Source organism: Chryseobacterium polytrichastri (assembly GCF_900142445.1).
Lineage (GTDB): Bacteria > Bacteroidota > Bacteroidia > Flavobacteriales > Weeksellaceae > Chryseobacterium > Chryseobacterium polytrichastri.
In genome coordinates this window covers 25,029-48,077 of sequence record NZ_FRAV01000032.1, presented here as the reverse complement: position 1 = coordinate 48,077, position 23,049 = coordinate 25,029, and the positions used below count along the sequence as shown (strand labels likewise).

The window sequence follows — 23,049 nt, the reverse complement described above, 5'->3', positions numbered from 1 at the left end:
TAAAACTTGCGCGATTTCAATGTTAGTTCTTCGATTCTAAATTTGTCGCGCGCTTCAAACAGTAGAATTTTCTTAACGTTCTCAAATTTCATTTTCTTAACGCTTCAGTTTCCTATGTCGTTTTACAATTGCTTCGTTTTATTAATTACTTTACTTCTGTAAGTTTTATAATTTTTTCAACAATAGGTTTTGCTTTGTATTGACGGTCAAATAACAGTGGATAATCTGTTCTTCCTTTAATTGGAAAATCATTTTTCCAGGATTGAGCATCTGTTACGCCCCAAAATGTTACTCTTCGGATATCCGTTTTATGTTTTAAAAACAATTGGAAAAAATCCAGATATCGGTTTTCCCATTTTGCCTGTACCTCAGTAGGAAGAACTTTTTTATAGGGATTCATTTTTTCGTCGTATTCAACTTTATCCGCAATATTTGCAGAGGTTCCCCAAGGTGAAGGAAGTGCACTGATGTCTAGCTCCGTAATATTCACTTTTACGCCACTTTCGGAATAGGCAACAATTGCTTTTTCATATTCATCAATGGAAGGAGAATCCATTCCCACATGCGCCTGCATTCCTACGCCGTCAATTCGGATTCCTTTTGATTTTAAATTTTTGACCAATTGAGTGACTGCTTTTACTTTTTCAGGATGCCATTCATTATAATCATTGTAATACAATTCTGCCTCTGGATCAGCTTCCTGAGCATATTTAAAAGCCAATGGAATAAATTCCTCACCCAAAATTTCATAAAACTTAGATTTTCGGTAAGAACCATCTTCCATGATGGCTTCATTCACTACATCCCAACCTTTTACTCTTCCTTTATAGCGGGAAACAATGGTTGTAATGTGTTCTTTCATTCTCTTTTTCAGTACTTCTGGTGTAACATTTTTACCGTTTTTATCAACGAAAAACCAATTAGGAACCTGAGAATGCCAAATCAACGTATGTCCGATAATAAACATGTTGTTTTTTTCTCCAAACTCAACAAATTTATCTGCATCATCGAAGAAGAACTTCCCTTCCTGAGGTTGTAAATACATACTTTTCATGCAGTTTTCAGCAACAATCGAGCTGAATTGCTTCTTGATAATATCTACTGATTTTTGATCCGTTCCGTGAATCTGTTTTAAATTCATGGCTGTTCCGATATAGAATTTATCCTGGAATGCTTTTTTTAAAGAAGCGTCAGCCTTTTGAGCATGAAAACTGGAAGCCGCAAACGTTATTAATCCTAATATAATAATGTGTTTCATTATGTTTATATTTTTTGTTATCAAACCTTATAGGTTTAGGTTACGTTTAATTTGGATTTAATTAAAATTTATTTTCTTCTCTCTGCCAAATCATGTTCAATCTGAACCTCCATTTTTTTATTGATTTTATAAAAGAAAAGTAATCCACATGCAAGGAAAAAAGGAATGGCAGGAAATACACTTACCAGCATTTTAGCACCTGCTGCAACCGTTTCAGGCTGAATGATATTTTGATTTCCTTTTGTAGAAATATAACCGTATTTCCCAATAATTAAAGCGACTAATGAGCTTCCGATACTCAACCCTACTTTTAAACCTACCATCATTGCAGAGAAAATAATGGCAGTTGCTCTTCTTTTATTTTTCCATTCCGAATAATCGGCTACATCAGCAATCATTGCCCATAAAATTGGGGTACTGATTCCGTAGAAAAAACCGTGTGCGATTTGTGATAAAAACATCATTCCCACCGCTTTTGGTGGATATAAAATAAAGATCAGAACAAATAATGTAGAGATAAATAATGATGTCATAAACACATCTCTTTTCCCATATTTATCAGCAAATCTTTTAGAAAATGTAATCCCTACGATCATCATAATAATTCCCCCCGCATTAAATAAACCAAATCCTGCAGATTTTACATTTTCACCGAAAAAGTTCATTCCAATAGAATCAAAAAACGAAGTAATCGGAGAAATAAAACTTTTCAGGCTCGCTTCATCCACATAATTATTAAAGTAATAAACATACGAACCTCCTTTCATCGCCAATGTAATGAATATCAAAGCTGTAACCGTTAACATAATGATCCACGGCTTATTTTTAGATAAATCTTTTAAATCGTCTTTTAAGTTTGATTTCTGATCAGCATTTGGAACTACTCTTTCTTTTGTCGTGAAAAAAGTAATCAATAACATCACACTTCCGATAATAGCCAACCATGTCATCACAACCTCAATTCCTGCTGCCTTGTCGCCATTTCCAATTGATAAAATAATCGGTAACATGAAAACCTGAACAAAAAACTGTGAAAACATCACCGCGACGAAACGATAAGAAGAAATACTGTTTCTTTCGCTCATATCGCCTGTAATAACGCCACTTAATGCCGAGTAAGGCAAATTATTTGAAGCATACAAAAGCAATAAGACGGAATAGGTAACCGCAGCGTAAATAATTTTCCCTTTATATGTAAAATCGGGTGTACTGAAAGCTAACATAGCCGCCACCCCAAGCGGAACAGCCGTAAACAAAATCCACGGACGGAATTTCCCCCATTTTGTCTGCGTTCGGTCTGCCAATGCACCAATCAATGGATTGAAACCAAAGCCTGCTACTAATCCGACAATCAAAGTAATCACCGAAGCATCTTCAGGTTTTAAGCCATAAATATCAGTATAAAAATACGCCAGATAAGTTACCAAGGTCTGAAACACCAAATTGGCAGCCAGATCCCCTAAGCTGTATCCTATTTTTTCGGCGACTGATATTTTTTGTGAATTGTTCATATGTAGTTTTAATTTTTTTAATTCATTTTAACGCAAGGATCGCAAAGATTTTTTTTCAATTATTGAGAATATTTTACGTTCGCAAGGGCGTTTGACTCCGTCGAATCTTCGATTTCACTCAGCAAAGAGCACAAATGCTTTTTAATTATTCTGTGGTAAATGGTGAAGCTGGAAGACCCGTTTTGTTTTTAAGATTTGCTTTATCAGGATTATCTGCCCAGGCATATCGAACAGCAATTGGATCTTTAATTTCATCATTCCAAGCGATGATTTTGCTGCCTTCCATTTTTGCTTGTGCCCATTTGAAAACTCCGTCTTTCCCTTTGATCGCAAAACCTTTTAATTCTGAAACTTTAGAAAAGTCATCTGTTCCCTTTTTAAATGAAAGAATGATTTTATCTCCATCAATTTTCATGGATTCATAAACAGGACCGTCTGCGATAATTTTGTTGTCGAAAAGTGTTTTCTGAGCTTGTAATGATAATCTTTTTCCAACCTCTTTTTTGTTTAAAGGATGAATGTCATTCCATTCGCCAATATCGATGGTAACAGCAAGTCCGGTCTTTGGAATCGTTTGGGAAACTTTTCTTTGCTGTTCCCTTAATTCTGCCCAATTGCTTTCTGTAGGTTCAGGTTTTGCTTCCATAAAATTGGCTAATTGAACAATGAAAAAAGGTAGATTTTTCTGACTCCATTTGCTTCTCCAATCTAAAATCATGGTAGATAATAAATCCTGATATTCCTGAGGTTTTCCTGTATTGCTCTCACCTTGGTACCATAAAACTGCTTTTATTGAATATTGAATTAATGGATTCAACATCGCATTGTATAATCCCGTTGGTTTCCATCTGATGAAGGTTTGTCCTGGAGCTGGCCGGTTCATGATGGCTCCGATTTTATATTTCCACTCCCCTTTTAAATCAATTTTTTCTGAGCCTATTTGTAAAAAATAATCTTTGTCTTTTATAAATTCTCCTTTCCCACTTCCGTTGGTGATTCTTACCGTGATGATGTTTTTCCCTTCCTTTAAAACTCCCGCAGGAATATCGTACCAGCGTGGAGGATATTCATAGGTAACATTTCCTGCTTTTTTTCCATTAATATAGGTAACATCTGCATCTTTAATTCTTCCTAAATTCAGAAATGCGGTGTTTTTTTCAGCTCCTTTTGGAAGAAATATTTCTTTTCTAAACCAAATACTTCCATCAAACGGTTTTTCTATATCTTCCCAAGAACCGGGGACATTCATTTTTTTCCATTCGGAATCATTGAATTCTGGTTTTTCCCAATGATTAGAGATTCCTGCATCCGATTGATCTAATTCTGCAGACCAAGCATCACCCAAAGCTCTTTCAGAAGATTCTGTTTGAGAAATCAATTCATTATTTCTCCATTTTTGAGCTTCCGCAAGATATTCAGGATATTTTTTCAAAGAAGATTCATCCATCCAAGATTGAATTGGAGAACCTCCCAAACTTGAATTAATAATTCCCACCGGAATTTTATTATACAGATACATCTCTTTCGCAAAAAAATAGGCAACCGCAGAAAAATTCTGAATATTTTGAGGATTGGTTTCTTCCCAAATCCCACCGTCTAAATTATTCTGAGCAATTTTAAAATCATACTTTTGAGGAACTGTAAAAAAGCGAATATTGCTATTATTAGCGTTCGTTAATTCTTCAGGATACAACGTTTTTACCCTACGCATCGGAAGTTCCATATTAGACTGGCCAGAGCAGAGATACACATCACCAATTAAAATATTTTTCAATGTAATTTCATTGATAGTCATGGTAAAAGGGCCGCCAGATTTCATTTCAGGAAGCATGATTTTCCAGTTACCTGAATTGTCTGCAATGGTATTGTATTTTTTATGTTGAAAATTAATTTCCACCTTTTCTCCTGAATCCGCCTGCCCCCAAATCTTTAGTTTTTGGTCACGCTGTAAAACCATTCCGTCTGAAACTAAAGTGGGGAGTTTGATTTTAGCATCAACGAAGCAAATGCTGATGAAGAAAAATATAATGTTAAAAAGTTTAATTTTATTCATTTTAATCCGTTTTGGCTAAAGCCTTAATGAATATTTATTTTTTTGTAAACGTGCCCATTTAATAGGATTTTATCCTATTCTTTGTTAAATCGTCCTTTTGGGACTCTTTATTGATACTCGTATAATTTTACATGAAGAATTTGGAAATCATCAACACCAATACGGACGTGTCTTCCTTGGTGTGTCTGATCACCGTTTAACCTTCTTATCGGAATGAATTTTCCGTTTTCATCAATACTGATTTCATCTACAGGACCAATTCCTACTCTGGAAGTTCCTGACCAAATATGTTGAGCCTGATTTTTTCCTCCCTGTGCTGCAAAACCGTCTTCTCCTAAATCTTTAGCCTGAATTTCTTTTTTCTCATTTTGTTTCTCAAATTCTACAACAATTCCGCTTCCTGCGATAATGTATTCATCTTTTGCCAGTCTCAAAATTAACCCACCTCCTTCCGGCCAAATGCTTCCATCTTTTGCCCTAGGGTCCCAAGGAAGACTAAAGAAATGTTTTGCTGTAATTTTTAAATCATCATAATTGATCATACGTTCTGTATTTTTTTGATCGAACAGCAAACCTTTTGATTGTGATAGCCCTTGATATTTTGTAAGAATTGGCATCAATTGTTTTAATTTTGAATAGGCTTCAGAAAGTCTCTTACTTCCTGCTTCAGAATTATTTTCAATGGAAAACGGACTATACCCAATCGCATCATGTTCCCCAAAAGCATAAAACGCCTGTACTCCATTATTTTGAGTCATTTTAATCTCCGGAATAAATAACGGATTGTTGTGAAGCCTATATTTTGCAGACCAGCTCGTAAAATCTCCGTCATATAAATCTGGTGAAAGCATATCTATACTCGGTGCTCCGGCATGCCAAATATCAATTAAATGAGCCAATGGTCCACCTGACGGATATTCTCCCGGAAGTCTGTTTCTGCTGTTCATCGCAGCATTTACATACAACGGAATATTGTGAATGGAACGAGCCGTTTTCGCTAACTTTTCTACATATTGAGCATAAGAATAAGCTGTAAATAATTCATCTGTATACACATCATTACCGAAAATCTCCTGCCAGTTTCCTTTGGTTTTAAAACCTTGTTTTTCCCATTTTTCAAGCAATGAAGGATGAAGTTGTTTTTTATTTTTAATTAAAAATTTTATCAACGTTTCTGGAACTTGTTTGTTGAAGGCTGTATTCGCTTCTTTAGAATAATCACGAGCGTCCTCTAACATTCCAATTTCATTTTCAACCTGAACCATCATTACTGTTCCCTGAGTTTTATCAATGGTAGCAATATGCTTCATTAATTCAGAGAACATGGTATTGTCTGCTTTCAAAACATTTTCAGAGAATGAACTTGCAATCTCCATCGGCTTTCCTGCTTTTGAATAGGCTCTCGGATATTTTTTATCATCTTTTTTAAACCAAAGCGGAGCATAACAACTCATTGAATTTTTATAAGAACCAAACCATAAGAAAACAACCTTTAAATTATTTTTCCTTGCCTGATCAATCGTTTTATCAATTAAGCTAAAATCAAATTTTCCTTCTTCCTGCTCAATCATATCCCAATACGCAGGAACCAAAATCGTATTCAGTCCCATTTGTTGAAGTTTCGGAAAATATGTTTCAATATCCTGAAAAGATGATGCGGAAGAATTTCCTAATTCGCCCCCTAGAATTAGAAATGGTTTTTGCTCTACTACAAGCTGAGTAGCCGTCCCTTTTTTCTGTAAATGAGGAATGGTTTCCTGCGCCTTTGCAAAGAGCGAAAGAGCGATACCAGAAAGAATCAAAAATTTATTTACATTCATAATAGGGATAATTTGATTTTTTAATGAAAACTGATAACGTTCTACAGAAAAACAGATGATATTTTATCTACCTCTTCAACTTTCATCGCTAAATATCTTTTTCAATATTTCTAAAAATAAAAGAAAGAATTTATATACAAAAGGAATTTTAATAAACAGAAGTTTCAAATACTCTATTTGAACAATAAAAATTTAATGATACCGCAAGAAAAGAGATTGACTTATCATAAAAAATAAGATTATCAAATCTGTTGAAAATTAAGCGATTTTCCACGCTATAAAGTCTGGTAAAAAGAATACCGATATTGTACAGAAGATGTCATAAAATACAAAAAGGACCTTATCATATTTTTAACAATAACCATCTTGCATTTTCATTCAAGAATACAAAAAATACAAGCGATAAACTTTAACACAATTTTAACATTAAATTAATAGCAATACCAATCATTTATCGCTTGTAATTTGATATTATTTAACAATAATAACTCCCAAAAAATCAATTAACCAAACAAAATACACTATTATCTTAAATTCATTAATGAAAAATATAGAATTTAAAGCTTTTTTAAACAAAAAAAGGACCTCAAAATGAAATCCTGTTTATAAAATTATGGTATTAAAAATCAATTATAAGCCTATTATAATTGATAGATTCTGTGATGAAACAATTCCTTTTATACTCTTATTTTACTGAAAACTTATAAATGGTTTTACTTTGATATTTCTCTCCGGGAATAAGCATTACAGAAGGAAAATGAGATTGATTTGGAGCGTCGGGAAAATGCTGAGTTTCCAGGCATAATCCTGTTCTTCGTTCATTTCTACCGCCTGTTTTTGTTTCGTATTTTCCATCCAGAAAATTCCCGCAATACAACTGAACTCCAGGCTGGTCTGTTAACACTTCCATCATTCTTTCTGTTTCTGCATGATATACTTCTGCAATTGATCTCAACCCTTTTCCATTCGGTACCCAGCAATGATCATAGCCACTCCCAAATTTCAATTGTTCATCATCAATTTCGATGTCCTTTCCTATTAACTTTGGAATTCTGAAATCAAACGGCGTTCCTTCTACGTTTTTCAATTCACCTGTGGGAATCATGGTATTATCAGTAGGAATAAAATAATCGGCATATAATTGAAGTTCATGCCCAGTAATTAATTCCGTGAAATCGCCTGAAAGGTTAAAATAAGAATGTTGTGAAAGATTGACAATAGTTGGTTTATCGGTTGTTGCTTCATAAGAAATTTCCAATGCATCGTCATCGGTCAGGGTATATAATACGGTGACTTTCAATTCTCCCGGATATCCTTCTTCGCGGTCTTTACTCGTGTATGAAAGCTTAATGGTTTGAGAATTTGGGACCGCTTCTATTTCCCATATCTTATTTGAAAAACCCTCATTTCCACCATGAAGATGATTCGGTGAATTATTGGTTTCAAGTTCATACGTTTTGCCTTCAATACTAAATTTTCCACCTGCGATTCTATTGGCAAACCTTCCGACAATTGCTCCTAAAAAATAAGAATTTCCTGTAAAATAATCTTCAGGCTTAGTAAAACCCAACACAACATCTTTGTATTGACCGTTTCTATCCGGCGCTGTTAACGAGGTAATTATCCCTCCATAATTGATTACCTCCAGCTGCATTCCGTTTTTATTGGTGACTGTAAATTTTTTGACAACGATTCCTTCCGGTGTTACTCCATATTCTGAAACCTCAATATTTTTCATCTTTTTTTTGAACAATTCTGGTTAATTTTTCTCCTTTCACCATTAAAAATAATGAAAATAAAAAAACAATCATCAATTAATTAAAGTTAATTCTACTTTCCGGCGCTCCTAAATAAGAAGATTTTAATCCTCCCGTATTGATCAGAATTTTTTCAAGAACAATTCCAGGCTCTAAAACACGGAATCGCAATGTATGTTTACAAACTTTTGTTATCGTATGTTTAGTAGAAGATTTTATAATATGCTCTGATTGCCATTGTCCCAATTCACCTCGATAATGTCCGTTAAAATTAATAATCTGAGGCTTTTCGCCATCAAAAGAAATCTCATAACGTAAGCCTTTATTGTTATTGAAATTTAAAGTCGGAGCCAATAATAACTGTACTTCAAAAGTTCCCATTGATGTAAAATCTATATCATATTCAAGATAGATATTTTCATTTTCTGCGGGATAAGCATTTTGAGGAAATGAGGTAATTCCGGACTGTGTTTTTCCAAAATCAGGAATTACTTTCCATTGAATTCTGTTTGAATTATTTTGCCTTGAAAAATTTTCAGCTTCTATGGAGATATATCCATCTTTTTCCTGGAATATCTTCTCTGATTTTTTATTTTCTGAAACATAAACTACTTCAGGCATTGTATTCTGATCCGGTTGATTCCAGCCTGTGTATCCTATTCTCGGCTGATCCATCATGTGTTGCCATTTTCCGCCAGCAATTTCCTTGTTGTATTTATTCTGGAGAAAAGCATCATACTCGAATTTTTGCTTGACCTGATCTGCATATTCATTGGCTTTACGATCATTTCTAGCTGCCAATTCTTTATTTTTTGCCACATCAAAATACATTTCATACAAATTACTGCAGGCATCAATTGGGTAAAGGACCAATTGAAAATAAGCATCTTTATACTCTTTTGGAATTTCATTATACAACCTGTTGGCATCCAATGCTAGCTTTCGATAATCATTCATAACCGTTTCAAATTCATCATAATTTTCAAGGCTGTATGTTTCAGAATTTAGCGTTTCGGGCGTTACACGACGGTTGTATTTTGCATATAAATTGATCATTCTTGCGATTTCTTTGGAATGCTTTTCTCCAAACTGCTCTGAAGTCCATTTTTCGGTATATTCTAAAAGATTATCGGCATTAAATTGTTTCGGATTCCAAGCCATATCCATGAAAAAGCTAATCGGGAATTCCATTGGTTTTAAATCTCCTACATTCACAATCCAAGCTTTATCAACCTTATGCTCATAGGTTAGATTCATCTGTTCCCAAACCCTTTGAATCGGACTGATATTAATCCACTTTGAATTTCTCGGTCCACCCACATAATCAAAATGATAATACATCCCGTAACCGCCTTTATGTAAAGGTTTCGACAAGTTCGGAAGCTTACGGACATTTCCCCAATTATCATCACAAAACAGCAAAATAACATCATCCGGAACCCGCATTCCCTGATCATAATATTCCTGAACTTCTTTATACAAAGCCCAAACCTGAGGCGTTTTTTCAGCTCTCTTGCCTGTCACTTTTTCTATAATCTTTCGCTGATCTTTTACAATTTTTTCAAGAAGAGAAATGTTTGTTGCTTCCCCCATCGCTTCATCGCCATCACCACGCATTCCCACCGTGACTAATTTCTCCCAGTTTTTACTTCGTTCCATTCCTGACTTCCAAAACTGTTGAAGGACTTCTGAATTTTTAGTATAATCCCAAATATTCGGGACATTATTTTTTTTGACATATCGGTGCCAATCGGTTTGTGCCAACGCCATTGGTTCATGATGCGAGGTTCCCATAATAATTCCCATTTCATCAGCTAAAGGTCCGCTCAAAGAATCATCGTCATAGAAAGCTTTCCCCCACATCGCAGGCCATATATAATTGCCTTTTAAGCGAAGAATCAGTTCAAAAACCTTTTCATAAAATTTAGCATTAACGCCACCAAAAGTTGCTCTTGCCCAACTCCCCAACGAAGGCTCTTCATCGTTTAGAAAAATTCCACGATACTCTACCGCAGGCTCGCCATCGGTATATATTCCTTTTTTGAAATAGATATTTTCTTTTTGTTTCACAGGAACATCTGCCCAATAATACCAAGGTGAGATGCCGATTTGCTTTGAAAGCTCGTAAATTCCGTAAATCGTTCCGAGTTTATCGCTTCCTGCAATTACAATGGCTTCAGAAACTCCATTGAAAGGGTTTTCTATATTTTGAATAATAAATTTTTCATGTTTTCCTTTTAATTCATTTCCATCGATTTTTTTCTGTTTGATCAATTCATCAATTATCGAATTAGTCCCCACAGTTCCAATAATGATTAACGGAGATTGAGGAGCCGGAATTTGGTTTAAAAGACTAGAAAAACCACCTGTTACTTTTTGAAAATCAGACTGTAAATTATGTATTGCCCTCAAAATTCCTTTATCGATTCCTTTATCTGAATAAAATGAAAGTTGTACCGATTTATCCTTAATAACAATGGCATCAGAACTTTTTTCTGTGGTAATAAATGGTTGTGTAGATTTCACCTTATTTCCAAAGAACAAAACGAAAACCATTAATAGTACTGATTTTGATAATCCTTTCATAATAATTGATTTATAAATAAATAGCTAAAAATTAAGGTTGAATATCATTGGCTGAAGTTGAATACAAACCAATTAAACCGCCTGTAAAACCTCCCGCAACATCCGTTGACAGAATATCTCCAGAAACGGTTCCTCCAACATTCATAAAATGATTTCCGTCCAAAGAATAATTAAATTGATAATCATCTCCTTGTGCAACTACCTGAAGCTTTACATTTTTATTAAGTGAAATTTTTTCGCTCTTGAGAAGTACCGAATTTCCTTTTTCTGTTCTTTCCAACACCAAATAAAAATCTTTGCCTTTTTTAGTCAATCCGAAAACATAATTGAATTTTTCATTTTGATAGCAGCTTATTCCAGCCAGCTCTTTTTCAGATTTTGGTTTAAAATCTAAGTTCACTGTTGCTTCAAAAGAAGCATGTTGTTGTCTGTGAAATAAAGCTGAAACAGGAGCTTTATCTTTAATATTGGTTGTAAAAGAATTGATTTTCACTCCATTTTTAGTCACATTGATAAAATTTTCTTTTGGACCTCGCATGGCGATCCATCGGTTATCCAATGTATTGTTTAAATGATCGGAAAAAGTAAAATTTCCATTGGGGAAAAATCCGGTTTTTCCGGTTTGGTTACTCACTCCGTTTGGCATTTTTATTACGGGTTTCATCGGAACCAATCCGTTTTCGAAAACAGGATATGTTCCGCTCCAATCTACGGGAAGGATAAAAGTTTCTCGACCTGTATTTACTCTGTTTTTTTCGTTAGGCCGAATTGCTAAAAACACCCCATAATACTTTCCGTCCGGCGTTTCTATCAAGTCTGCATGGCCTGCCCAATCTACTTTATCTCTTCTGTCTTTTGGAAAATACCGTTGCGTCAGAATCGGATTATTGAGCGCTGGAATAAAAGGTCCTTTCGGGCTATCACTCATAAAAATGACTTCGCTGTGATTCCCTCCTGTTCCGCCTTCTGCGCACATCAGATAATATTTCCCATTCTTTTTATAGAGATGCGGACCTTCAATCCAAATCGGTTTCTGGGTGATATCAACTCCACCATTCACAATAATTTTATCACTTCCCGCAACCACCTGATCTTTTTCCAAATCATAATCCCACATCTTGATTACGCGATGACCGCTGTATTGTTCTGTTCCTTTTGGTGGGGCATCATTGTGAATGATATACGCTTTTCCATCATCATCAAAGAAAATAGAAGGATCAATTCCATCAAAATTCAGTTTTTGAACTTCGCTCCAACCTTTTGCAGGATCTTTTGTTTTAACGATCATATTTCCAATTCCGCTGGCAATCTGAGTCGTAACCATGTAAAAAGTGTCGTTGTATTTATTATACTTGATATCGGGAGCATAGATTCCTTCCGAAACCCCTGCTGTTTCTACTTTTAATTGAGAAGGTCTATCCAGGACATGACCTATCTGTTTCCAATTTACCAAATCATTAGAATGAAAAATGGGAACTCCCGGAAACATCGAGAAAGAAGAATTGACCAAATAATAATCATTCCCTTTTCTGGTAATACTCGGGTCAGGATAGCAACCCTGCAGAATGGGAGAATAAAATTCATTCGTTCTAAGAGGGTTTTCTGCGTATATTTTATCGTTTCCTTTGTACACAAAATCAGAGAAAACCTGTGCGGAAATATTTCCAAAAGAAGATAAAATAACAGCAGCCAGCCCTATTTTATTTTTTACAAAAAATGGATTTATCATTCTATTTTTCATGGTTTTAGTTTATTTAATTTGATTATGAAGAGAGGGTTTTCTGTTGATCAACTTAATCAGCAACCAAGCTCCGATATAAGAAATACCTGCGATAAAAAATATGATGTTATACCCTCCATTGATATTTCCTGATTTTTTAAATGTGTCTAAAATAATTCCTATAAAAAGAGGAAAAATAATTCCTGCAACGGAACCCAGCATTCCGCCAAAACCAATGACAGAACTTACATATTTATTGGGTAATTTATCGCCCACTGTGGTCATTAAATTAGCACCCCAGCCTTGATGAGCAGCAGTTGCAAAGGCTATGATAATCGTAATCACCCACATATTGTCCAGGTATTTTGAAAACATCACAGGAACCACCATCAAGGCAAAAAGTAACATCGTGAAATTTCGGGCTTTATTGATATTCCAACCTTTTTTTATTAACCAGGAAGATAAATATCCACCTCCGATACTACCAATTGTTGTTCCACTGTAAATAATGATTAACGGAATTGAAGGCTTGGTAAGATCCATTTTGAAAACATCTGCAAAATAGGCAGGAAGCCAAAACATAAAGAAATACCAGATGGGATCTGTCATGATTTTACCTATCGCAAATGACCATGTTACTTTGTATTTAAGCAATTCGGAAAGAGAAACTTTCGAATCTTCCTCAGGCTGAATATCCTGATCACTTTTTATATATTGATATTCTTCTTGAGTAAGGTTTTTTGATTTTTCGGGGGTATTGTAAAATTTCCACCAGAGGATAATCCAAAATAAACCTGCTGCTCCTATAACCACGAAAGTTTGCTGCCATCCGTAATGTCCGAGAATGAAAGGAACTAAAATCGGCGCCAGAATCGCTCCTACCGTAGCTCCCGAATTGAAAACGCCTGTTGCCAAGGCTCTTTCCTTTTTCGGAAACCATTCTGCAACCGATTTTATAGCGGCTGGAAAATTTCCGGCTTCGCTTAATCCCAACGACATTCTGGCAACAATAAAACCAAATGTACTTTTTACAAAACCATGACCAATAGAAGCCAAACTCCAAACAATCAAAGAAACTGCGTATCCAATTTTTGTTCCTACCTTATCGATGAGTCTACCCATCGCAAGGTACCCAAAAGCATACGTTGCCGTAAATGCCATTACAATATAGCTGTAGTCTTTTTCCGTCCAGTGAAATTGGGCTTCCAAAGTGGGTTTTAGCAATCCCATTACCTGCCGATCCAGATAATTGATCGTGGTGGCGAGAAAAACTAATGACAGCATCCACCATCTTAGGTTTTGATTTTTAGGAATTTGCATTTTGAGTTTGATTTAATTGACATTATTTGTTCCATAAAAGGAGCAAAAGCTTGTGTAGAATTTGTTTAAACTTTCATTTTAACCGCAAAAGATGCAAAAGAATAACACATGGGTTATTTTAAGTTCATCATTAAGCTACCCAAAAGAGGACATAAGTTTTTAAAAATCTTTGATTTTTGTTTACTTCCATCTTGTCATTCTGTAAGAATCTATGCATAGTATTTAAACTTAATCGTTTAGATTCCTACGGAATGACAAACTTTATGGATTATTAAAAGTCTTTGTAACTTTTATTGCTATCTTATTTCAAAAGCAAGGTCATGTCACTCTAATAATGAATGACCTCGTTTGATAACTATATAAATAATTGTAATTTATTTAAACGCCACTGAATGCGCTGAAACCTCCATCAATAGGCAATAAAGCACCAGTGATGAAACTTGCAGCATCTGAACAAAGGAATTGTACCGCTCCGTTCAATTCTTCTGCATCGCCGAAACGTCCCATTGGTGTTTTGGCGATGACTTTTTTACTTCGATCCGTTAAAGATCCGTCTGGGTTTAATAAGATTGCTCGGTTTTGATCGCCTATAAAGAATCCCGGCGCGATGGCATTGACCCTAATTTTATCTCCAAATTTCAATGCTACATCTGACGCCAGCCATTGCGTGAAATTAGTAATTGCCGACTTTGCTGCGGAATATCCCGCTACTCTCGTGATTGCGGAATATGCCGCCATTGAAGAAATATTCACAATACTTCCACTTCCCTGTTCTGCCATTACTTTTCCGAAAACATAACTTGGATAGACGGTTCCATTGATGTTGAGATTGGTTACCTCATCCCATCCATCCATATTCTGATCGAAAAACGATTGATCTGGAGAAAGTGTTGCTGTAGGAATATTTCCTCCTGCAATGTTGAGTAGAATATCTATCTTTCCGTATTTCTCAATAATTTTTTTTGATGCGGATTCCAGACTTTCAATATTCATTACATTGGCTTCAACAGCAAAAGCATCACCGCCAAATGTTGTTAATTCTTTCACCCGAGCGTCCAGCGTCTCCTGATTTCTTCCTAACGCCACTACTTTTGCACCAGCTTTTATAAAACTTTTAGCAAGAGTTCCACCCAAAACCCCTGAGGCTCCTGTGATGACGGCTACTTTATCTTTTATGCTGAATATTTCGTTCATTTTTACTTTTTAAAATAATTATTACAAACTAAAGAATCAATTTCTCTGTAATTCCGATTGTACAGCAGCCATTACACCTTCAATTTGACCAAGAGCAAGCATTCTTCCCAAAAATGAATATCCGGGATTATAGCCTTTATCTATATCATCGGTTAGCAAACGTCCGTGATCGATGCGCATGGGCAAGGTTGGATTTTCCTTTTCAAATATTCGAATGACATCAATAATTTTCCCTCTGCCTTCCAAATGATGGGCTTCGATAAAATCTCCGTTTTCAAAAACATTGGTGCTTCTCAGGTGAACAAATTTTGTACGGGAAGCATATTTCTGAGCCAGCTTCGGAACATCATTCTGCAATCCTGCACTTAGAGATCCCGTGCAGAAAGTCAGTCCGTTGTGGGGATTATCCACTGCATTTAAAAACCAATCAATATCTTCTTCACAAGTCACGATTCTTGGTAATCCTAATAATGAAAATGGTGGATCATCGGGATGTACGCACATTTGAATATTCCATTTTTCGCAGATAGGCATTATTTTTTCAAGGAAATATTTCATGTTTTGACGAAGCTGATCTTTGTCGATTCCATCATATAAAGCCAATAAATTTTTAAAAATAGCAACCGGATTTTGATCGTCTTCTTTAATATTTCCGTTAACGAAACCTTGTGTTTTAACAATAATTGAATCAATTAAATCATTCTTTTCGTCTTCTGTGATGGTCTTTTTTAATTCTTCAACCTTGATAAGAATTTCAGGAGTATAGTCTTTTTCAGCACCCTCTCTTTCCAAAATATGAATTTCAAAATAAGCAAATTTGGCTTTATCAAAATAGAGAGACGATGAACCGTCTTCCCATTCATGGTAAAGATCTGTACGTGCCCAATCCAGGACCGGCATAAAGTTGTAGCAAACTGTTGTAACGCCTGCTTTGCCTAAATTCTCGAGACTTTTTATATAGCTGTCTATGAGCTGATCTCTGTCTTGCCCTCCGTATTTGATGGATTCACTCACAGGAAGACTTTCTACCACAGACCAACGAAGTCCGAAACTTTCGATATAGTTTTTATATTCATTAATGGCTTCTAAAGACCAAACTTCTCCGTTAGCAACGTCATGAAGAGCCGAAACGATGCCCTGAACACCGATCTGACGGAGCATATTTAATTTAATCTTATCTTTTTTACCAAACCAACGCCATGTTTTTTCCATAATTCTTGATTTTCTGCTTTTAATATTTTCTATTTAAAATTCGTGAGTACTTTTAAAAGCCTTGTCAAGGTTTTGAACCTTGACAAGGCTCCTGTTCACCCGAAATAGCTCAGATAAAGATGAATAGTTGTACTCTTTGAACTTTTTGGGAGATAATCTTACGCTACGCTTTTGCTTCTTTTGCGGTTCATAAAAACTTATTATTCATTAAACAAAGCAGGCGGGCCGAATCGCCTACTTTGTTGCTAATATGAATGTAAAAAATTTATTTTAAAATCTATTAATACCCAGGATTTTGATACGCTGCTAATTCCGAAGAACTCATATTCATAGCATCCATTTGTCCTTGAGGAATTGGTCTTAGATATAGATAATTAGGAATATTTCTTGTGTAGGTTTGAGGCGTATGATTTCCAGCCACAGTTCCTCCAATACTATATGTTTTTGCAATATCACTCCATCTTTGAGTTCTTACCAGATCAAACCATCTGTATCCTTCGCCATAATATTCTCTTGATCTTTCTGCTAAAATATAGTCAATAGTGATGGCTGAAGGTGTAGCAGCAATCATTGCTCCACTGTTGTCTTCAATTTTTGCAACATTTCCGTTGTTATCCCAACGCCATTTTCCGGCTCTTGCTCTGATGACATTAATTAAATCTCTCGGGCTCATTGCACCCGAAGCTCCTTTTACTGCTGCTTCTGCTGCTATGAAGTAAAATTCTGAAAATTTAGCTACTGGGAACGGACGTGTAATTCCTCCGTTTGGTTGCCCAAGACCTGTTCCGTTATCTGTTCTGTAGGTTCCGATTTTCCAAAGGTTTGGATATGCATATCTGCTGATTCCACTTGGCGCAATTACATAATCTGCTCTTCCCGGGAGAACTCCTGCACCTACATTACTTTTATAGGTTGTATTAGAGTAATCTATCGTCTGAGCAGGATCATCATTCAGAAAAGTCAAAATAGCACTTCCCGGCTGTACAGGTAATCCATTAGCATTGTACAATGTTGGAGTTGAAATTCCTCCTTTATTCCAGTTTCCACGGAAAGTTGTTACGAACGTTCCATCATATCGTGAATCCTGAATTTTATTGGCAAATGTATTTTTCACCACTTCAATGGTTGGAGCCATTGTTTTCCAAGGTCGTCCGTAAGCTTGGGCTGCTTCTCTTTGTACGGTTCTAACAGGAGAACCTGTCCATTGTGGATTTTGAGAACTTTCAAGAAAGGTATAATCCCAAGTGGTCATCCAAGCTGCAAAATTTCCAGGAGATGATCCGGTATTATACGAGTGGCTGGAGCCGTCAAAATATTCACTGGATTCAGTATGATCTGCATAGAGAAGCATTTCTTTATTCCTATCGTTTTGCGCTAAATTAACATCATAATAGGTAGCCTGTAAACCATAAGCTCCCGGTGCATTGATGCCTTCTAACGCAATATCATAAGCCTGCTGGAAATACCATTGTGGATTATGACCGTTTGGATCTACTCTATCTGCCTGAGGATAGGTTGGAATTCCGTTTGGATTTTGAAGCCACCAACCATACGTAAGATAAGCTTTCGCTAAAAACAATCTTGCTACCGTTTTTGTCACCCCTCCTGTAACACGAGGATTTGCAGGTAAATCTGCTATAGCCTTTACCAAGTCTGGAAAGATGACTTTGCTGTATACTTCAGGCACTGTATTTCTTTTTGACCCTCTGTAGGTACTGATATTGAAAGCCAACTCTCCAGATCCTAAATCTAAGGGAACCCCGCCGAAGGTTTGAGCCAACATAAAATAATCAAATGCTCTAAAGAATCTTGCTTCTGCAATAATGGCATCTGAAACACCAACTCCAGAACCCTTCTGTATCACGCCATTTGTGGTATTAATATTTCTGAAAGCATTATTCCACAACACATCGGCACGGCTGGATGAAGGTGTTAAATTTCCTGCTCCAGACATATCCATATCTTTGAAATTACCATCACCAGCATGACCGTAAGTATATTCATCTGTCCCGGTTTCGCAGGCATTTAACCAATATCCGTTTCCGTAAATATATCGTAAATGGGCATACATGGAAGTCACTCCGCCTAAAACCCCACCTTCAGTCTCGAAATATTCCGGTGTATAAATGTTACGCGGCTCTTCCTCCAAAATATCTGAACAACTTGAAAGGACCACAGTACATAGCAAAATTTTTGCTGTTGTATTTATTCTGAATTTTTTCATGTGAGTAATTTTTAGAATGTTAAGTTTAAACCAATCATATAATTTCTCAATGACGGTGTATTGGTTCCTATGGTTAAAAATCTCGTTGGAATTTCGTTATTCACTGCCTGATTTTCGTTTCCGTAAGAATTTGTTTCAGGATCCATTCCAGATGCTTTATGATAAGGAGAGAAAAACACAAACGGATTGGTAACTGTTGCATACACTCTCATTTTGCTGATTCCTGCTTTTTTGAAAATTCCCTGCGTAAAATTATACCCTAATGTTATTGTTCTGATTTTAAGATAAGAAGCATCGAAATAAGCCAACGTACTTCCATATCTCGGGTTATTATTACTCTGATAATGTCCTGGTCTTGGATAATAAGCGTCTGTATTTTCTGGAGTCCAATAATCAACATCTACGTTGTTTCTTCTTCCACTTAGCATATTCAGATAACTTGTATTTCCATACAATGTGCTTATCAAGATACCTCCACTTTTGAACGCTCCTACAATACTTAAATCAAAATTTTTGTATGCCAATCTGGTATTGAAGCCACCCTGGAAATCAGGATCTGTATTTAAAATCTGTCGGTCGTCTGCATTAATGGCTCTTACCGGGCTTCCGTCTGCATTATACCCTCCTGTATATAAAACTTTAATAGAACCTACTACCTCTCCCGGAATATTGCTAGGTTCCAAAATATTCATATAAGGATCTCCCGCCTGCCATAAACCAGTATATTGATAATCATAGATTGAGTTGATAGAATGCCCAACAAACCACCAGTTAGCAACATCCCTTGTAGCACCTGAAGCTAAAGAAGTAATCTTATTTTTATTTGAATAAATATTAAATCCTAAATCCCATGAAAACCCGTTTGGATTATCAATAATGACCCCGTTTAATGAAATTTCAAATCCTTTATTTGATGTAGAGCCTACATTTCCTGTAAATGCATTAACCCCTGCTGTTGCAGGAAGATTAACATCTAACAATAGATTTTTAGTATTTGTAGTGTAATATTCTACTGTACCGGTTAATCTATTATTTAAAAGTCCGAAATCTAACCCATAATTCAACGTTTCCGAAAACTCCCATCCTAATGTAGGATTAGGCGAACGAGAGACATAATATCCTGTTGCATTTACATTTCCAAAGTTATATGGAGAAGTTGATAAAAGACCAAGTGTTGAATAAGGAGCTACAGCCTGATTAGAAGTTTCCCCATATCCAAATCGAAATTTCAGATTATTAATTGTTTTAGAATCTCTTAGGAATTTTTCTTTTGCAATATTCCATCCCACAGAAAATGCGTTATAGATATTCCATTTATGCCCCGGAGCAAGTACTGAAGAACCATCACCTCTTATTGTGGCAGTAAACATATAACGTCCGTCATACTCATACATCACACGTCCCATCCAAGATTTTAATCCCTTTTTATAATACCCTTGATTATTAGGATCAATTGTGATTTCCCCGTTGGCATTTCCTAAATTATAAAACTGGAACTGGTCCGTTGGAATATCCAGTGCTTTAATAAAAGAACTGTTAAATCTTGTCTGTTCCTGAGATTGCAAAGCAACAACATTCACTTTATGCTTGCTGGCAAAGGTTCTGTCGTAGGTTAAAATATTCTCATTCACCCAGTGTGTTGTCAAAGAATTACCAATTGTTGCTACCGACGGGGTATCTTCTTTAGAGCTAAAAATCCCTTCTCCTGTATAAGTTCCTGTATTGGATGTCCTAAAATTTAAACCAATGTTTGTTCTTAAAGTCAACCCCTGTACCCATGGAATTTTAAACTCTCCAAAAAAATTATTATAAGAATTAAATCCAATTGCTTTATCTACCCACGCATCTCCCAAACCATTAATAACATCTCTGGTTACGGCAAACTGATCGTCAGCTGCCATTCTTATAAGACGTTTTGGCGTTCCGTCTGCATTATAAGCATTGGCAATAGGCGTATTGCTTAATGCATTATAAATCCCTAAGTTGCTGCCTTTATTCACTGTATAAGAATTGTTGGTAGACATTCCTATTTTAAAATATTTACCCAAATCCTGATCTAAACTCCCTCTAAGATTAAATCTCTCAAAACCCTGACCCGGTAATACAGACTGCTCATTATAATAGCTGAATCCGAAATTGTAAGAACTTTTTTCTGTACCCCCTGAAATACCCACATCATGATTGGTAACAATTCCGTTTTTATATAATAAATCCTGCCAGTCTGTACTTACATTATTAGATTCATCTCCATTATTTACAAACATATTCGCATCCTGACGAAGCTTAATAAATTTTTCAGCATTCATCATCGGATATTTAGAAAATACCGTTGAAATTCCTGTATATGTATTATAACTAAATGTAGCTTTCTGGCGTTTCCTTCCTGTTTTCGATGTAATTAAAATGACTCCATTTGCTCCACGAGATCCGTAAATTGCTGTTGCAGAAGCATCTTTCAGGATATCCATACTTTGAATATCATTTGGGCTTATATCTGCAATAGATCCTGGAAAAGGAATTCCGTCTAGTACAATTAATGGGTTATTATCTGCTGTAAGAGAACGTGTTCCTCTGATTCGGATTTGCATCGGTGCACCAGGTTTACTTGAAACCTGTGAAATATCTACTCCGGCCACTCTTCCCTGTAAGGCCTGACTAACGTTTGCTGAAGGCACCTCTCTCAGTACATCTCCTTTCACAGAGACTACTGATCCTGTTACGGCTTCTTTTCGCTGCTTTCCATATCCTATTATAACCACCTCATCTATCTTCTTCTCCTTTTCAATAGTATCTTTTTTAACCTGGGAATACACTAAGCTTGACGGCAATAAAGCCATTGCAAAAAACAATGCTGCTTTATTACTTTTAGCAAAATAAAATCGGTTCATAATTATTATTTTAAATATTAGGTTAAATAAAAAGGCTATTAATGAGACATCCTTAGTGTTTTTATAGCAGCCTTTTTAGTCTTTTTAGATGTACATATTCACGATGGCTTCAAACAATTCCTGTTTTCCGCTTTTTGGCTGAGGTTCTCCAGTTTCATGGGCAATTCTCTGAAGATCTTCCAACGTAAGACCTCCCTGTTCGAAAGCTTTTCCGTTTCCACTGTCGAAAGAAGCGTAGCGATCTGTACGAAGTTTTTTGTAATCAGAGTTTTCAAGAATATCGGCAGCGACTAATAATCCTTTCGCAAAAACATCCATTCCTGAAATGTGAGAGATGAATAAATCATCAGCATCAATAGAGTTTCTTCTGATCTTTGCATCAAAATTAATCCCACCATTTCCTAATCCTCCCGCTGGAAGCAATACCAGCCAAGCCTGCGCTAAATCATGATAATCCACAGGGAACTGATCTGTATCCCATCCGTTTTGGTTGTCTCCGCGGTTAGCATCAATACTTCCCAATAATCCTGCATCAACTGCAGCCTGAAGCTCGTGTTCAAATGTATGTCCGGCAAGTGTTGCGTGGTTGACTTCGATATTTAATTTAAAATCTTTATCTAATCCGTAATGTCTCAGGAACCCGATTACTGTTTCAGAATCGTAGTCGTATTGGTGTTTTGTAGGCTCCATTGGTTTAGGTTCGATCAGGAAAGTTCCTTTAAAACCTTGTTGACGGGCATAATCACGAGATATGGAAAGGAAACGGGCCAAGTGGTCTTTTTCGCGTTTCATATCTGTATTCAACAAGCTCATATATCCTTCTCTTCCGCCCCAGAAAACATAATTCTCTCCGCCTAAAGCGATTGTAGCATCAATAGAATTTTTAACCTGAGTTCCTGCACAAGCCACTACATCAAAATTTGGATTGGTAGACGCTCCGTTCATGTATCTTTCATGCGTAAAAACATTGGCTGTTCCCCACAAAAGTTTGATGCCAGACTCAGCTTGCTTTTCTTTGGCATATTCTACAATTGCCTGCATATTACTTTCGTACTCTTTCCAGTTATTTCCTGGTTCTATTAAATCTATATCGTGGAAACAATAGTATTGGAAACCTATTTTAGACATGAATTCAAAACCTGCATCCATTTTATGTTTTGCTCTTGAAATCGCGTCATTTCCTTTGTTCCAAGGATGATGAATCGTAGCTCCACCGAAAGGATCGTTCCCGTCTGCACATAAGGTATGCCACCAAGCCATTGCAAAACGCATCCATTCTTTCATGGGTTTTCCCATTACCATTCTGTCTGCTTCATAATAGCGAAATGCCATAGGATTTCTGCTTTCTTTACCTTCAAATTTTATTTGTTCAACTCCTGGAAAAAACTCTTTTGTTTCTGTTAAAATGTTCATATGTATTTGATTTTATTTTTAATTTATTCGTTACAATTTGGCATAAGAATACCCTGCTCACTGATTTTGAAACTTCAGTAAGTACAATGGAAA

The 23,049-nt window shown here is 36.0% G+C and carries 13 protein-coding genes; all 13 read right to left on the bottom strand.

The window, feature by feature from the left end; genetic code table 11:
- Positions 1 to 145: 145 nt before the first annotated feature.
- Positions 146 to 1,258, bottom strand: coding sequence for an endo-1,4-beta-xylanase (locus BUB80_RS17485; RefSeq protein ID WP_073295587.1), 1,113 nt, complete (start codon positions 1,256 to 1,258; stop codon positions 146 to 148).
- Positions 1,259 to 1,326: 68 nt separating this feature from the next.
- The gene (locus BUB80_RS17480) at positions 1,327 to 2,769 is read right to left on the bottom strand and encodes an MFS transporter (protein WP_073295584.1); all 1,443 of its coding nucleotides are present in this window, start codon (positions 2,767 to 2,769) and stop codon (positions 1,327 to 1,329) included.
- Positions 2,770 to 2,914: 145 nt separating this feature from the next.
- Positions 2,915 to 4,822, bottom strand: a complete 1,908-nt coding sequence (locus BUB80_RS17475; RefSeq protein ID WP_083547230.1) for a sialate O-acetylesterase — start codon at positions 4,820 to 4,822, stop codon at positions 2,915 to 2,917.
- Between the two features lie 107 nt (positions 4,823 to 4,929).
- Positions 4,930 to 6,642 carry a GH35 family beta-galactosidase gene (locus BUB80_RS17470; protein ID WP_073295581.1) on the bottom strand — a complete coding sequence of 571 codons (1,713 nt, stop codon included), beginning with the start codon at positions 6,640 to 6,642 and terminating at the stop codon, positions 4,930 to 4,932.
- Positions 6,643 to 7,327: 685 nt separating this feature from the next.
- Positions 7,328 to 8,380 carry an aldose epimerase family protein gene (locus BUB80_RS17465; protein WP_073295578.1) on the bottom strand — a complete coding sequence of 351 codons (1,053 nt, stop codon included), beginning with the start codon at positions 8,378 to 8,380 and terminating at the stop codon, positions 7,328 to 7,330.
- Positions 8,381 to 8,456: 76 nt separating this feature from the next.
- On the bottom strand, positions 8,457 to 10,985 hold the full coding sequence (locus BUB80_RS17460) for a glycosyl hydrolase 115 family protein (RefSeq protein WP_073295574.1): 2,529 nt from the start codon (positions 10,983 to 10,985) through the stop codon (positions 8,457 to 8,459).
- Between the two features lie 31 nt (positions 10,986 to 11,016).
- Positions 11,017 to 12,726, bottom strand: coding sequence for a glycoside hydrolase family 43 protein (locus BUB80_RS17455; RefSeq protein WP_073295569.1), 1,710 nt, complete (start codon positions 12,724 to 12,726; stop codon positions 11,017 to 11,019).
- Positions 12,727 to 12,735: 9 nt separating this feature from the next.
- Positions 12,736 to 14,025, bottom strand: a complete 1,290-nt coding sequence (locus tag BUB80_RS17450; RefSeq protein ID WP_073295564.1) for an MFS transporter — start codon at positions 14,023 to 14,025, stop codon at positions 12,736 to 12,738.
- 378 nt (positions 14,026 to 14,403) lie between these two features.
- The gene (locus BUB80_RS17445) at positions 14,404 to 15,219 is read right to left on the bottom strand and encodes an SDR family oxidoreductase (protein ID WP_073295562.1); all 816 of its coding nucleotides are present in this window, start codon (positions 15,217 to 15,219) and stop codon (positions 14,404 to 14,406) included.
- A 36-nt stretch (positions 15,220 to 15,255) separates the two neighbouring features.
- On the bottom strand, positions 15,256 to 16,431 hold the full coding sequence (uxuA, locus tag BUB80_RS17440) for a mannonate dehydratase (protein ID WP_073295559.1): 1,176 nt from the start codon (positions 16,429 to 16,431) through the stop codon (positions 15,256 to 15,258).
- 280 nt (positions 16,432 to 16,711) lie between these two features.
- Positions 16,712 to 18,655, bottom strand: a complete 1,944-nt coding sequence (locus tag BUB80_RS17435) for a RagB/SusD family nutrient uptake outer membrane protein (protein WP_073295557.1) — start codon at positions 18,653 to 18,655, stop codon at positions 16,712 to 16,714.
- Between the two features lie 11 nt (positions 18,656 to 18,666).
- Entirely contained in the window at positions 18,667 to 21,543 is a 2,877-nt protein-coding gene (locus BUB80_RS17430; protein ID WP_073295554.1) for a SusC/RagA family TonB-linked outer membrane protein, read from the bottom strand.
- A gap of 84 nt (positions 21,544 to 21,627) precedes the next feature.
- Positions 21,628 to 22,956 (bottom strand): xylose isomerase, encoded by a 1,329-nt coding sequence (gene xylA, locus BUB80_RS17425; protein ID WP_073295551.1) that lies wholly within the window; start codon positions 22,954 to 22,956, stop codon positions 21,628 to 21,630.
- Positions 22,957 to 23,049 lie beyond the last annotated feature (93 nt).